At 37.5% G+C, this 14,968-nt stretch carries 13 protein-coding genes, 2 tRNA genes, 2 rRNA genes and 2 riboswitches; of the genes, 3 read left to right on the top strand and 14 right to left on the bottom strand.

The window, feature by feature from the left end; genetic code table 11:
* The 5 genes from BR72_RS16410 to groES form a co-directional block, all read right to left on the bottom strand.
* Positions 1-473, bottom strand: a 473-nt coding sequence (locus BR72_RS16410; RefSeq protein ID WP_035434611.1) for an RNA-guided endonuclease InsQ/TnpB family protein, incomplete at its 3' end; no start/stop codon positions are given.
* Between the two features lie 507 nt (positions 474-980).
* Positions 981-2,306 carry an NCS2 family permease gene (locus BR72_RS16405; RefSeq protein ID WP_035434609.1) on the bottom strand — a complete coding sequence of 442 codons (1,326 nt, stop codon included), beginning with the start codon at positions 2,304-2,306 and terminating at the stop codon, positions 981-983.
* 130 nt (positions 2,307-2,436) lie between these two features.
* Positions 2,437-2,538, bottom strand: a riboswitch (purine riboswitch).
* Between the two features lie 213 nt (positions 2,539-2,751).
* Entirely contained in the window at positions 2,752-4,290 is a 1,539-nt protein-coding gene (gene guaA / locus BR72_RS16400; RefSeq protein WP_141771698.1) for a glutamine-hydrolyzing GMP synthase, read from the bottom strand.
* Positions 4,291-4,441: 151 nt separating this feature from the next.
* Positions 4,442-4,543: riboswitch (purine riboswitch) on the bottom strand.
* Positions 4,544-5,236: 693 nt separating this feature from the next.
* Positions 5,237-6,874 carry a chaperonin GroEL gene (groL, locus tag BR72_RS16395; RefSeq protein WP_035434606.1) on the bottom strand — a complete coding sequence of 546 codons (1,638 nt, stop codon included), beginning with the start codon at positions 6,872-6,874 and terminating at the stop codon, positions 5,237-5,239.
* 38 nt (positions 6,875-6,912) lie between these two features.
* Positions 6,913-7,197, bottom strand: a complete 285-nt coding sequence (gene groES / locus BR72_RS16390; RefSeq protein ID WP_020063193.1) for a co-chaperone GroES — start codon at positions 7,195-7,197, stop codon at positions 6,913-6,915.
* Between the two features lie 438 nt (positions 7,198-7,635).
* Between groES and BR72_RS16385 the strand changes: the two genes are divergently transcribed.
* Together BR72_RS16385 and BR72_RS16380 are read left to right on the top strand one after the other, a co-directional pair.
* Positions 7,636-8,364: a CPBP family intramembrane glutamic endopeptidase gene (locus tag BR72_RS16385; RefSeq protein ID WP_035434605.1), complete on the top strand. Its 729-nt coding sequence runs from the start codon at positions 7,636-7,638 to the stop codon at positions 8,362-8,364.
* Between the two features lie 2 nt (positions 8,365-8,366).
* Complete coding sequence (locus BR72_RS16380) at positions 8,367-8,564, top strand: YdiK family protein (RefSeq protein ID WP_035434604.1); 198 nt, start codon at positions 8,367-8,369, stop codon at positions 8,562-8,564.
* A 26-nt stretch (positions 8,565-8,590) separates the two neighbouring features.
* On the opposite strand, the gene BR72_RS16375 is transcribed toward BR72_RS16380, so the two are convergent.
* Complete coding sequence (locus BR72_RS16375) at positions 8,591-9,220, bottom strand: redox-sensing transcriptional repressor Rex (protein WP_035434603.1); 630 nt, start codon at positions 9,218-9,220, stop codon at positions 8,591-8,593.
* Between the two features lie 183 nt (positions 9,221-9,403).
* Here BR72_RS16375 and BR72_RS16370 point away from each other — a divergent pair, with 183 nt between their 5' ends.
* On the top strand, positions 9,404-11,329 hold the full coding sequence (locus BR72_RS16370; RefSeq protein WP_218160828.1) for an ABC-F family ATP-binding cassette domain-containing protein: 1,926 nt from the start codon (positions 9,404-9,406) through the stop codon (positions 11,327-11,329).
* Positions 11,330-11,724: 395 nt separating this feature from the next.
* Here the strand turns inward: BR72_RS16370 and tsaD are convergent, their stop codons facing one another.
* The 8 genes from tsaD to BR72_RS16330 all read right to left on the bottom strand — a co-directional run.
* Positions 11,725-12,741, bottom strand: a complete 1,017-nt coding sequence (gene tsaD, locus BR72_RS16365) for a tRNA (adenosine(37)-N6)-threonylcarbamoyltransferase complex transferase subunit TsaD (RefSeq protein ID WP_035434599.1) — start codon at positions 12,739-12,741, stop codon at positions 11,725-11,727.
* On the bottom strand, positions 12,741-13,184 hold the full coding sequence (gene rimI, locus BR72_RS16360; RefSeq protein WP_035434598.1) for a ribosomal protein S18-alanine N-acetyltransferase: 444 nt from the start codon (positions 13,182-13,184) through the stop codon (positions 12,741-12,743). Before rimI ends, tsaD begins: the two co-directional genes overlap by 1 nt.
* Before the next feature lie 11 nt (positions 13,185-13,195).
* Positions 13,196-13,888 carry a tRNA (adenosine(37)-N6)-threonylcarbamoyltransferase complex dimerization subunit type 1 TsaB gene (gene tsaB, locus BR72_RS16355; protein ID WP_035434597.1) on the bottom strand — a complete coding sequence of 231 codons (693 nt, stop codon included), beginning with the start codon at positions 13,886-13,888 and terminating at the stop codon, positions 13,196-13,198.
* Positions 13,869-14,342 carry a tRNA (adenosine(37)-N6)-threonylcarbamoyltransferase complex ATPase subunit type 1 TsaE gene (tsaE, locus tag BR72_RS16350; protein ID WP_035434596.1) on the bottom strand — a complete coding sequence of 158 codons (474 nt, stop codon included), beginning with the start codon at positions 14,340-14,342 and terminating at the stop codon, positions 13,869-13,871. Before tsaE ends, tsaB begins: the two co-directional genes overlap by 20 nt.
* 191 nt (positions 14,343-14,533) lie before the next feature.
* Positions 14,534-14,609 (bottom strand) — tRNA-Asp (locus BR72_RS16345).
* 3 nt (positions 14,610-14,612) lie between these two features.
* Positions 14,613-14,689, bottom strand: a tRNA-Met gene (locus BR72_RS16340).
* A gap of 13 nt (positions 14,690-14,702) precedes the next feature.
* Positions 14,703-14,818 (bottom strand): 5S ribosomal RNA (rrf, locus tag BR72_RS16335).
* A gap of 50 nt (positions 14,819-14,868) precedes the next feature.
* A 23S ribosomal RNA gene (locus BR72_RS16330) occupies positions 14,869-14,968 on the bottom strand; the annotation flags it as partial.

The following is a 14,968-nucleotide window of genomic DNA, read 5'->3' as shown; positions in this document are numbered from 1 at the left end:
AGTTGCTTGATTGTTCCTTCGAGTGGTCTATGAAGTAGGATCTCTATTTCTCCCAATTTTTTATTGTATAACTTATAGTTATCAGAAAAAGACATCGCATAACGATGCTTTCCGTTTGGTTTGAATCCAAATTGCGGAAACGTCATACTATTGTAGTCTTTATACTTTTTCTGTTTTGGATACTTTGCATCTTTACGAAAGAAATGATCAAACGCTTTTTTTAGACGTACAAACACTTCTTGCAAAGGCTGAGAAGGCATTTCTTTTAGAAAAGGATACGTCTTCTTGTCCAACGTAAGTTGTCTTTGCATATCATAACGATCATAATTTTCTTTGTTTTGTTTATATTTCCGTTCTTTGTCTAGCAAGGCAGAGTTGTAGGTTTGACGACAATATTGTAGCCAACGGTCTAACACTTCTTTTTGTGCTTCTGTTGGAAAGATCTCATATTTTTGATTCAACAACATTGTCATCACCTCCCTATTAGTTATATCCTTGTGTTTCGATGTATTGTTTTAGAATTTCTAATGGTGTACCGCCCACGGTCTATAAACAATAACTTTGAGACTAAAATCATCCTTTACATAAATTCTATCTGATTTGAGGAAACTCCTTTTTCATTCCTTTGACTTACGCCAACTAAAATTCATCCCCTCCCTACTCATTAGGCTTCGCTCTTCTCATTCCTTGAGGAAGGGGAATTCTTTTGGAAATATGTTAAACTTTTTTACAAACGGTTTAACTGTTACTTTGAAATAAAGTTTGATCAAAACTCATTGAGAATTCTTTGATTGAAGAAATAAAGCATCGTGACTTTATTTTAAAGTAACATATACGTCCAGATGCTCTCAAAGGACTTTTATGCCTTTTTTCATCTATACAAATTAAGAAATAACAACAAATAAACCGGATCTCTCACACATTTATTATAAAATACAAAAAGGACTAGGCATCCCCTCCTAGTCCTTTCAAAAACCCCTTTATTTACGAACAAAAATGAAATAGAGTACAAACAAAACTGCCATGACATACATAATCGGATGAACTTCTTTTCTTCGTCCTTTCACAACCATTGTAATTGGATAGAAAATAAATCCAATCGCAATCCCTGTTGCGATACTGTATGTGAGCGGCATTGCAATAATGGTGAAAAATGCCGGTACTGCCGTTTCGAACTTCTTCCAATCAATTTCCCCTAATGATGAAACCATCAAAACCCCTACAATAATTAAAGCCGGTGCTGTTACGGATGGTGTTACTACACTTAATAATGGTGAAAAGAAAAGTGCTAATAAGAAAAACCCTCCTGTTACAACTGCTGTAAATCCAGAGCGTCCTCCTACAGCTACCCCTGCAGAAGATTCAATATAAGACGTCGTTGTCGATGTACCAAGTATTGCTCCAATTACAGTTGCAAACGCATCAGAGAACAATGCTTTCCTCGCACGCGGTAATTTATTATTTTTCATTAAACCTGCTTGATTGGCAACTGCTACAAGCGTCCCTGCTGTATCAAAGAAATCGATAAAAAAGAAAGTTAATATAACAACGAGCATCTTAGCAGTGAAAATATCTCCAAGATGTTGAAGAGCAACTCCAAATGTCGGTGTTAAGCTTGGAACTGCACCAACAATCGCCTTTGGTGTATCAATTAACCCTGTTGCTACACCAACAATTGCTGTAAGTACCATTCCAAAGAATACTGCACCATTAACATTTCTTGTCATTAAAATAACGATTACAACTACACCAAAAATCGCAAGTAATGTCGGTCCTTTCGTTAAGTCCCCTAATCCAACAAGCACAGCATCATTATTTACAATAATTCCTGCATTTTGAAAACCAAGAAATGCGATGAACAACCCAATTCCAGCTGCTACCGCAAACTTTAATTCTGTCGGAATTGCGTTAATGATCTTTTCACGAAGACCAGAAGCTGTAAGGAAAATAAACATAATACCTGATACTAATGTCCCTGCAATCGCCGTTTGCCACGGAATCCCCATTGTTAATACAGCTGTGTAAGCAAAGAAAGCATTAATCCCCATTCCCGGCGCAAGTGCGATTGGATACTTTGCAAAAATCCCCATAATGAGTGATCCAATTGCCGCTGCTAAAGCTGTAGCAACAAACACTGCTCCAGAATCCATTCCGGTTCCTGCTGGCAATCCCTTAACATGTCCTAGCGACAATGTAGCGGGATTAACAAACAATACATATGCCATAGACAAAAATGTGGTTAATCCTGCTATGAACTCTGTTTTATAATTTGTGCCGAGCTCATCGAACTGAAAATAACGTTTCATTCTATGTTTCCCCCGTTATGTAATTGCTCGTCGCGCTCCTTACTAGCCCCTCTTTTATCTATAAAAATAAAAAAGGCTTCCAATGCAATATACATGGAAGCGTCTGTAAACAAAGGCAAGTATCCCTTACCCTTATATTAAAACGCCTCGTAGTCAAGCCATTTACGGTAGCAAGGTAGAAACTTTCGGGCCATATTCCCGATATTATACGACGGCTAAAATATTCATTTTTATTATTAATTACATATTCATGTTAACTCATATACAGGTGAGTGTCAATTAAAAAACGAACATTTTTTAAAAAGAACTCTTTTTTGTTCGTATAAAAATAAAAAAGAACGATCCATCTACACATAAAGGCATAGATGGATCGTCTTTTATATCATGACATTCAATTTATCTCGCTATTCGCGGGCAGTAAGCTTCCACTGATGGAAGTTTCACTTTATTCCCACTCAATTGTTGCTGGTGGCTTAGAAGTAATGTCATACACAATGCGGTTAACGTGTTTTACTTCGTTTACGATACGTACAGAGATCTTCTCTAATACATCCCAAGGGATACGTGCCCAGTCTGCTGTCATACCATCGATTGATGTTACTGCACGAATACCTACTGTGTAATCATACGTACGCTCGTCACCCATAACACCTACACTTCGCATACCAGGAAGTGCAGTGAAATATTGCCAAACTTCACGATCTAAACCAGCTTTTTTGATTTCTTCACGTAAAATTGCATCAGATTCACGAACAATCTCTAATTTCTCTTCTGTGATTTCACCTAATACACGAATACCAAGTCCTGGCCCTGGGAATGGTTGACGCCATACGATTTCATCTGGAAGTCCTAGTTCAGAACCTAACTCACGTACTTCATCTTTAAACAATGTATTTAGTGGTTCAATTAACTTGAACTGCATATCTTCTGGAAGTCCACCAACGTTATGGTGAGACTTAATTGTTTGTGCAGTCGCTGTACCACTTTCAATAATATCTGTGTACAGTGTACCTTGTGCTAAGAAGTCCATTCCTTCTAATTTAGAAGCTTCATCATCGAATACATAAATAAATTCGTTACCGATGATTTTACGTTTTTGTTCTGGATCTTCAACACCTGCTAATTTGCTCATGAAGCGTTCTTGTGCATCCACTTTAATAACGTTCATGTGGAAGCCTTCGCTAAATGTTTTCATAACCCCTTCAGCTTCTCCTTTACGAAGTAAGCCATGGTCAACGAAAATACATGTTAATTGGTCACCGATTGCTTTATGAATTAATACAGCTACAACTGAAGAGTCTACGCCGCCGCTAAGTGCACATAATACTTTCTTGTCGCCAACTGTTTCACGAATCTTTTCTAATTCTACTTCAATGAAGTTCTCCATATTCCAGCCTTCAGTACAACCACAAACACCGAATACAAAGTTCTTAATTAAATCGTTACCGTGCTCAGAGTGACGCACTTCTGGGTGGAATTGTACACCATATAAATTTTGCGCTTCATTGCTCATGCCAGCAATTGGACAAGAGTCACTTGTTGAATCTACTACGAAACCTTCTGGTAAACCTGTTACTAAGTCACCATGACTCATCCAAACAACTTGTTCTTCTGGAAGGTTTGTATATAATTTCGATTGGTTCTCTACTTTTAATACTGCTTTTCCGTACTCACGATGGTCTGCACGTTCTACTTTTCCACCAAAGTGTTTTGTCATTAACTGCATGCCGTAGCAAATACCGAAGATCGGTAAGCCTAAGTCAAAGATTTTTTCATCACAGTGGAATGCACTTTCGCCATATACACTGTTCGGTCCACCAGAGAAGATAATTCCTTTTGGATTCATCGCTTTAATTTCTTCTGCTGTAATTGTATGTGGATGAAGTTCACTATACACGCCAAATTCACGAATGCGACGCGCAATTAACTGGTTATACTGACTTCCAAAATCTAAAACGATAATCGTATCGTGCTGTTTCTTCAAAATAATCACCCCATAGTTCTGTATATAAACATTTTCACCAATTTGGTAAAAACAATTACCAATATAATAAAAAAAGCCAGTCCCCTGCCCTCAGTCTCATAACAAAGAAAAGGCAGGGGCCTAGCTTTATAAAGGAATTTGTTCCTTATAAATATAGACGCACTGCCTTCATAGTCAGGTTGTTTACGGTAACCCGGTAGAGACTCTCAATCCGTATTATTGAGGATATATGAAGGAACGTTTAATATTATCTTTCTAGATTCTAACAATGAAACGTGAATACGGTCAAGGAGAAAGCGACAAAATTCTACAGAAATTATTTCCCTATATAGCAAGACCACTCTCATCGATTAATATCAAATACGATTCAACGCAAAAAGACTACCTCCTTTCATTAGGAAATAGTCTTCTTACTAGCTATTTTTAACTTTATTCAAATAAAGACGTTTTTTACTTACATAAACCAAGATTTAAGTATCAGTAGAAAGAAACAATGTGTATACCGCACTCTGCGTAATATTATTATCTAAAAATAAAGAAATTCCATCAGTTCGCGAAATCACATCTCCAGTTATTACACTAGTCCAAGTAACTGTAGCATCTGGCGTTATTACATAACGAGAATTATCAGATAATTCAACCATTAGGGAAAGAAGGTAGTGACAATGATATCTTCTCCAATCATCCTAAAATACTTTTGCTACTCATTTCTTTGTTAGAAAAAATAGATTTAATTAATAGTATGTAGTGATTTGGTTACGTGACATATACTATAGTTCCATATAATAAAAATGTGTTAAGTTACGTAAGAAATAAAAAAAGAAGCTTCCCACAAGTTTACTCAACTCATGAGAAGCCTCCGTTAAAAGCCTCATGTTAACAAAATATTAACAATCCACTCTCATCTTACATAAAACCCTTATATATCAAGGGGTGAAGCGGCTTATTACATCATGCCGCCCATACCGCCCATGCCCATGCCGCCCATGTCAGGCATTCCAGAAGCACCAGCTGGTTCTGGTTTGTCAGCAACTACAGCTTCAGTTGTTAAGAACATTGCTGCAACAGATGCTGCGTTTTGAAGAGCAGAGCGAGTTACTTTCGTTGGATCTACGATACCAGACTCAAGCATATTTACCCATTCGCCTGTTGCTGCGTTGAAACCAACGCCAACTTTTTCGCCTTTTAAGCGCTCTACAACTACAGATCCTTCTAAACCAGCGTTCACTGCGATTTGACGAACTGGCTCTTCTAAAGCACGAAGTACGATGTTAATACCTGTTGCTTCGTCGCCTTCAGCTACAAGACCAGCTACTTTCGTATATACGTTCATAAGCGCAGTACCACCACCAGCAACAATACCTTCTTCTACTGCTGCACGAGTTGAGTTAAGTGCATCTTCAATACGAAGTTTGCGCTCTTTCAATTCAGTTTCAGTTGCTGCACCTACTTTAATTACAGCTACGCCACCTGCTAATTTAGCAAGACGTTCTTGTAATTTTTCACGATCGAATTCAGAAGTTGTTTCTTCTAACTGCGCACGAATTTGACCGATGCGAGCTTCGATTTGTTCTGTGTTTCCAACACCTTCAACAATTGTTGTGTTTTCTTTCGTTACAACAACTTTACTAGCGCGTCCTAAAGATGCGATAGTTGCAGATTTTAAGTCACGGCCTAACTCTTCTGTAATCACTTCGCCGCCAGTTAAGATTGCAATATCTTCTAACATCGCTTTACGACGATCACCGAAGCCTGGAGCTTTAACAGCTACCACGTTGAACGTACCGCGAAGTTTATTTACTACTAATGTAGCTAACGCTTCGCCTTCTACGTCTTCAGAGATGATAAGAAGTGGTTTACCTTGTTGTACCACTTGCTCTAATACTGGTAAGATTTCTTGAATACTAGAAACCTTTTTATCTGTAATTAAGATAAATGGGTTATCAAGAACTGCTTCCATTTTATCAGAATCAGTAATCATGTAAGGAGAAGCATATCCACGGTCGAACTGCATACCTTCTACTACATCTAATTCTGTTGTGAATCCTTTAGACTCTTCTAATGTAATAACGCCGTCGTTACCAACGCGCTCCATTGCTTCTGCAATTAATTGTCCTACTTCTTCGTCAGCAGCAGAAATAGCAGCTACTTGTGCGATAGAAGATTTACCTTCAATCGGTTTAGAGATTGTTTTTAATTCTTCAATTGCTGCTACAACAGCCTTTTCAATACCTTTACGAAGACCCATTGGATTCGCACCAGCTGTTACGTTCTTTAAACCTTCACGAATCATCGCTTGCGCTAATACAGTTGCCGTTGTCGTTCCATCACCAGCTACATCATTTGTTTTGCTAGCAACTTCTGCAACTAATTTTGCACCCATATTTTCAAATGCATCTTCTAATTCAATTTCTTTTGCAATTGTTACACCGTCATTTGTAATAAGCGGAGAACCGAATTTTTTCTCAAGTACAACGTTGCGACCTTTTGGTCCAAGCGTAACTTTTACTGCGTTTGCAAGAGTGTCGACACCGCGAAGCATCGAACGACGTGCTTCTTCACTAAATTTAATATCTTTTGCCATAATATTTGACCCCCTTGAATTTTTAAAGATTTATATAATTAACCGATAATTGCTAAAATGTCGCTTTCACGTAAAATTAAATATTCTGTACCTTCGTATTTCACTTCAGTACCTGCATATTTTGAGAAGATGATACGATCTCCTGTAGCTACATCTAAAGCAACACGCTCACCATTTTCAAGCACACGACCAGTACCAACCGCCACTACTTTACCTTCTTGTGGTTTTTCTTTTGCAGTGTCTGGTAGCACAATGCCACTTGCTGTTTTTTCTTCTGCTTGAACAAGTTCAATAATAACGCGATCACCTAACGGCTTTAGCATGAACAACAACCTCCTCAATTTATTATGTAAATTTTATATTTATTAGCACTCTGATACTCCGAGTGCTAACACACTTATTATAATAAAGAATCTCATTTTCTTTTGCAAGTGAAAAAATCGTAATTTTTCGGAAAACTATCCTAGCCCCTCTCCCACTTGTTCCAAAGCATTTATACCCTACTTAATAATTACACAAAGGAAGATACATTGATATATAAATCTATTTTTCTTTTTCGACATATAATGACCACTTGATGCCCTCGTCCTCCTCTAAAAGAAAGGAGGTTTTATGTCGTTTGCTAACTTTCATATGATAGAGATTCCATCTTTTTTTCATCTTCACCTATGTTACAATAAGAAAGATGCCATAAGTTGTTTTCTCTATGGATAGAGCATTTTCCTTTTTCTTTACAAAAAATCCAAAAAGGAGTTATGGAATTGAAGAGACAATATTGGTGGGTTATTGTTACATATATTTTGATGCAATTATCAGGTATAGTTGGAGGATTGATTCTTCTAAAAAGCGGAGTATACAATAATGGGCACCGGACCCTTGATGAAAAAATCCAACTAGCTACTGCACATTGGGGGCTGATAAGCTTCTTTATCGCTCTTATTATCATCCTTGTGTTACTACGTAATGATACAGAATCTGAAAAATGGAATCGCGGAAAAACAAATCTCCCCGCTACGATAGGGTGGATTATTTTAGGAGTTTTCCTTGCCTTATTTGCCCAGGTCATTGCTGGCACAATTGAAACACAAGTTTTTAAAATTAAAGCGGAATCTGAAAATACACAAAACATTATCGGCATTATAAGAGCTGTGCCATTATTTATGATTGTTTCATCTATATTTGCCCCTATTCTTGAGGAGATTGTATTTAGAAAAATTCTATTTGGCACACTATATAAACGATATAACTTCTTTATCGCAGCAATCATAAGTTCGCTTATATTTGCTATCATTCATTTTGACCCTACACATTTATTAGTGTATATTTCCATGGGGCTTGTTTTTTCATTTTTATACGTACAAACAAAACGAATTATTGTACCAATTATGGCTCATGTTATGATGAATACAAATGTTATGTTAATTACATTCGTACTTCGTCCCTATCTAGAAAAAGCTGAAAAACTGCAAGGATTCATCGGAGGATTTTAAACATGCGAAATTCACCATTTGTTATGGCAACTTTGTATTTTCTTCTAGGGTGTATTTTTACATACTTAGCAATTACAAGTGTAAAAGATACAATTTGGAACTTTTACACAATACTACTTGCTATAATGGCAACAATTGATTTTAATTTTGCACTTCGCATTCTTTTTTCTAAAGCGAAAAAAGATAGTAAGAAGAAATAATAAAAACGCAGGAATTTCCTGCGTTTTTATTGTGGATAATTTTTTAAAAAGTACACGAGCGTTTGTAATTCTACTGCTAAATCAATATGATGAATTCGAATATGTTCTGATAAATTTAACCTAGCAGGTGTAAAGTTTAAAACACCTTGTATGCTCGTATGCGATAAGCGATCTGCTACAGCTTGCGCAACAGAAGCAGGCACTGTTAATATTGCCACTTTTATATCACCGGATAGTCTCTCTTCTAATTCATCCAGATGATATACTGGAATCCCGCCGATTTCTTTTCCAACTTTCTCTTCATCAACGTCAAACGCCATCTCAATTTTTGTATTATTATTTTTCGTAAAATTGTAATGTAAGAAAGCTGTACCTAAATTACCTACCCCTATTAACGCTACGCGTGTTACATCGTCTTGATCAAGTGTTTCGCGGAAAAACGACAATAAATAATTTACATTATAGCCATATCCCTTTTTCCCTAATGCTCCAAAATATGAAAAGTCTCTTCGAATTGTCGCTGAATCCACCTTCACTGCTTCGCTTAATTCTGCTGATGATACGCGTTGCTTACCAGATAACGATAGGTTTTGGATAAATCGATAGTATAGAGGCAATCTTTTGGCAGTTGCCTGCGGAATTTTAGGCTGCTCCATGCAACCCCCTCCTCTCTTCCTATCTGTTCAAGTGATTGAAACATGTACGGAAGTTTAGCATTGATAGTTTTCCTTGTATAATAGAGAGAGAATTTCTCTATTTATGTTCAACTATACACTATTTTTAGTATGATTGAGAAATATAATCATGGCAAAGTTAAGAAAATATTTGAGGTGAAAACATTGATTTTACTACAAGTGAATAATCTTTCCAAGCTATTCGCGGCTGAAGTGATTCTTTCAAACATTAAGTTAGAAGTACAGACGCGTGATCGCATTGCACTTGTCGGGCGTAATGGCGCTGGAAAGTCTACATTATTAAAAATTATTGCCGGAGAATTATCCCATGACGGCGGCGAAATTATAAAGCCGAAAGATGTATCTATCGGTTACTTAGCACAGCATACCGGTCTTGAAACATCGTTAACGATTTGGGATGAAATGCTAACGGTATTTCTTCACTTACAACGTATGGAGAAAGAACTCCGCAGACTAGAGCAAGAAATGGGAAAAGAAGAAAATTTCACAAATGGAACCATTTATGAAAAATTGTTAGCAGAATATGATCGCCTACAATTAAATTATAAAAATGAAGGTGGCTATCAATACGAAGCTGATATTCGCTCTGTTTTAAGCGGGCTTGGTTTTCCTCCTGAAACACACAAAACAACAATCTCAACACTAAGCGGTGGACAAAAAACTCGCTTAGCCCTTGGTAAGCTATTATTGACGAAACCAGATTTGCTTATTCTCGATGAGCCAACCAACCATTTAGACATCGAGACATTAACGTGGCTTGAGCAATATTTACAAGGTTATCCTGGTGCTATTTTAATCGTTTCACACGATCGGTACTTTCTAGACAGACTTGTCACGCAGGTCTATGAGATTTCCAATAAACAAAGTCGAAAGTACACAGGAAACTACAGTAGATACTTAGATCTTAAAGCGTCCCTATATGAACAAGAGATGAAACGTTATGAGAAGCAACAAGAAGAAGTAACAAAATTACAAGAATTTGTCCAAAAAAATATCACTCGTGCTTCCACAACAAAACGGGCGCAAAGTCGCCGAAAACAATTAGATCGTATGGAACTTCTGGACAAACCAATCGGCGATACAAAATCCGCTTCTTTCCACTTTGATATCGATAAACAAAGTGGTAATGATGTATTACAAGTAAGCGATGTGACAATTGGCTATGAGAATGAGCCCATTATTCAAAACATTCGTTTCCGATTAACGCGAGGTGATAGTGTTGCGCTCGTCGGTCCAAATGGAATTGGAAAATCCACCTTATTAAAATCTCTTGTGGATAAACTTCGTCCTTTAAACGGTACTATTTCGTTTGGTTCTAACGTTTCTATCGGATATTATGACCAAGAACAAGCAAACTTAACATCATCAAAACGTGTATTGGATGAACTTTGGGATGATTACCCGCTACAACCAGAAAAAGAAATTCGCACAGTACTTGGGAATTTTTTATTTTCTGGTGACGACGTTCTTAAACCTGTTTCTTCTTTAAGCGGTGGACAAAAGGCACGTTTAGCTCTCGCAAAACTTATGATGCAAAAATCAAATGTACTTATTTTGGACGAGCCGACCAACCATTTAGATTTAAGCAGCAAAGAAATTTTAGAAAATGCGCTCATTGATTTTCCAGGAACAATTTTATTTGTTTCCCATGACCGCTATTTCATTAATCGCATTGCCACAAAAGTTCTTGAGTTATCCCCAGGCGGAGCAGAGGAATACCTCGGTGATTACGATTATTATGTAGAAAAGAAAAATGAAATGCTCGAACGCGCCGAACTTGAAGAACTAGAAACAAATAAACCTGTACAAAAACAAGTGGCGCAAGAAAAATTAAATTACATCGAAGAAAAAGAACGTAAAAAGCAAGAACGCCAACGTATGCGTAAAATTGAAGAACTAGAAGAAAAGATTGCAACAATTGAAGAACAAATTATGGCATTAGAAGAACAACTTTGTCTTCCAGAAGTATATGCTGATTACGAAAGAGCCAGTGATATTACAACAGAAAAACAAACACTTCAAGAACAATTGGAAGCATGTATGGAAGAGTGGGAAGAATTACAACTGTAAAAAGGTCAGTGGTTACACTGATCTTTTTATTTATCCACAGAAATATTCACATATCCACCTCTGTATTTTCAGGAAAAACAAAAGTTTTCCACATTATCCACAAAAACAATAATATTTACCCACAATTTATACTCACAAAAAAACCTATATTATCAACAGATAATATAGGTTTTATCCACAGGTTGTGGTTAATTCTGTGTATAAAATTATAACTTTTATCAAAAAAAGATTTTTCTATCCACATACCTTTATATAAATTGCTGCTATGTAGAATATAACAAGATTACTTCTTTTGTTTTACAACCCCGCATATGGCAGGAAAAGGCCCTGACCGCTCCTATGCACGGCTAGGTGCTCTTGTCCTCCCTAAATGCATTTATAAATGTTCTCTTACATTATGATTCAATATCCAAACCAGGGTTTGCATTTAATGCTAACGTTGCCCTCTTTCCCTGTTCATATGCAATCGTACCAGCAGCAGCAATCATAGCCGCGTTATCTGTGCATAAGGATAGCGGAGGAATGATAAGTTCAACATTTTCTTTCTTTGCAAACTCTTCCTCTAAGCGCGCCCGTAATCCTTTATTGGCTGCTACCCCGCCCGCAAGAAGTACTTGCTTTACGCCATATTCTTCTGTCGCTCTTATTGTTTTTGTTACTAACACATCAATTACACTTGCCTGGAAGCTAGCAGCTAAATCTTCAGGGGTAAGTTCTTCTCCGCGCTGTTTTGCGTTATGCACAGTGTTAATAACTGCGGATTTTAATCCACTGAAACTAAAATCATAAGAATCCGGCTCAAGCCATGCACGAGGCAAATCAATTGTCGGCTCTCCTTCATGAGCAAGACGATCAATATGCGGTCCACCTGGATATGGTAATGATAACGTACGTGCTACTTTGTCGTACGCTTCTCCTGCGGCATCATCACGCGTTTCTCCAATGACTTCAAATGAACCATGCTCTTTCATATAAACAAGCTCTGTATGCCCACCTGATACAACGAGAGACAGTAATGGAAATTGTAGTTCTTGTACTAAACGATTCGCATAAATATGTCCTGCGATATGATGCACACCAACTAAAGGAATATTATGCGCAAAAGCTACTGCCTTTGCTGCATTCACCCCAATTAACAATGCACCAACGAGGCCTGGTCCTTCCGTAACAGCAATTGCATCAATATCTTCAAATGTCACATTCGCTTCTTTTAATGCTTCTTCTAACACAACCGTTATTTGTTCCACATGGTGGCGAGATGCAATTTCTGGAACAACCCCGCCAAACCGTTTATGACTTTCAATTTGCGAAGCTACAACGTTCGCTAAAATATCTCGTCCATTTTTCACAACTGCTACAGCCGTTTCATCACAGCTTGTTTCAATACCAAGAATAATCGTATCTTTTTTCATCATAAATTCACCCACATTACAAGACCATCTTCATAATTGTCTGTATAGTATCTCTTACGAATTCCGCCATTTTGAAAACCAAATCTTCGATATAACTTTTTCGCAACCTCATTTGAAACACGTACTTCAAGTGTCATTGTCTTTGCTCCCAAAGCTCTCGCTTTGTTCATTACATCTTGTAATAATGCTTCTCCAAGCCTTAGACCACGGTATTGGGGCAATATAGCAATGTTCGTGATATGTGATTCATCAAGAATAATCCAAAGTCCGCAATAGCCTATAATTCCTTCCTCTGTTTCGAGCACAATATAGTGCGCATACTCATTCATGTTTAATTCTCGTTCAAATGCTTCAGCAGTCCAAGGCGTCGTAAATGAAGATTCTTCAATCACAACAATTTGTGGTATGTCTTCTTCCTTCATATTCCTAAGTGTAATATTCATTTATAAGACTCCTACTTATTTTGACTTTCTAACCATTTTGCCTCTGCTTCTGCTAAACGAAGATAACTTGGTACGAATGTATGCACTGATTGCTCTTCTTTCTGTAAGCCTAAGAAAGCCAATTCACTTGGACGTGGATTATGTTTCGTCGGCGCAGCAAATACAGCTTGATCCCCTAACTGCTCTACAATTGTATCTTTATGTTGTTCTACATCGTTTCCGATAAATAAAATAGATTGCCCCATCTCTTTTAACATGTGAAGCCAATCAGCAATAAGAATAATACGATCTTCTTTCACGGATTGTAACTCTTGTTCTCTATATGTATATAGTCCTGTATAAATTTGCTGACGACGCCCATCAAATAACGGACAAATGTATCCGGGGAAATTGGTTCCGTTTGCTGCTAATACTTCTAAGCTTGATACACCAACAATCGGAATTTGCAGTGACCAGGCCAATGTTTTCGCTGCTGTTACACCAATACGAACACCTGTATAAGAGCCCGGACCAGCTGCTACAACGATTTTATTTAATTCTTTTGGTTTCACATTACATTCTTTTAAAAGTTTCTCTACTGCTGGCATCAAACGCACAGAATGGTTTTTTGTTAAATTTGTAATGATCTCCCCTACAACAGTATTCCCATCAATAAGAGAAACTCCCATTACGTAGTTAGAAGTATCAATTGCTAGTACTTTCATTTTGTAATAGCTCCTCACATAATCTAATATAACGTTCTCCGCTCGGCTCTAATACAATTTTCCTTGTACTATCTCCCTCGTGGAATAAACTAATTTTTAAAAGTGAAGATGGTAAAAAAGCCTCTATTAAATGTGCCCACTCCACCACTGTTACACCTTCACCATAAAAATATTCATCAAAACCTAAATCTTCTTCGCTCTCTGCTAATCGGTATACATCCATATGATACAGCGGTAATCGTCCTTTGTATTCTTTAATAATATTGAAAGTCGGGCTATTTACAACACGTTTTACACCAAGACCTTTTGCAAGACCTTTTGTAAATGTCGTCTTACCTGCACCTAAATCCCCTTCTAAAATCAAAACATCCTGCGCCTCAACTAATTGTCCAAGCTTTTCTGATAAATTTTGTGTTTCTTCTGCAGACATTGTCGTTATTTCATATGTATTCAAAGGTTTCACCTACCTTACTGTTAGTATTCTCTGCTCTTTATTATACAGATTTTTTATTTTTGTTTCAGTTTCAAATATATAAAAAAGACCTTAGGAGTTGTCCTAAGGATAAGATTGACTGTCTTATAAGTTTAAATTAAAGTAAATAAAAAAATACGAAACATATTGTTTCGTTCTTTAATTTATATAAATGGCGGTCCCGACCGGGGTCGAACCGGCGATCTCCTGCGTGACAGGCAGGCATGTTAACCACTACACCACGGGACCATTTGGTTGCGGGGACAGGATTTGAACCTGCGACCTTCGGGTTATGAGCCCGACGAGCTACCAGACTGCTCCACCCCGCGATGATAAAAATAAGCCTGGCAACGTCCTACTCTCACAGGGACAAAGTCCCAACTACCATCGGCGCTAGAGAGCTTAACTTCCGTGTTCGGTATGGGAACGGGTGTGACCTCTCTGCCATCATTACCAGACTTATGAAGGTATATTCCTTCAAAACTAGATAACATTTGCTTCATATTGTTTGATTAAGTCCTCGATCTATTAGTATTCGTCAGCTCCACGTGTCACCACGCTTCCACCTCGAACCTATCAACCTGATCATCTTTCAGGGATCTTACTAG

Origin of the sequence: Bacillus sp. UNC322MFChir4.1 (assembly GCF_000746135.1) — a bacterium.
Lineage (GTDB): Bacteria > Bacillota > Bacilli > Bacillales > Bacillaceae_G > Bacillus_A.
This window is presented reverse-complemented; position numbering and strand designations above follow the sequence as displayed.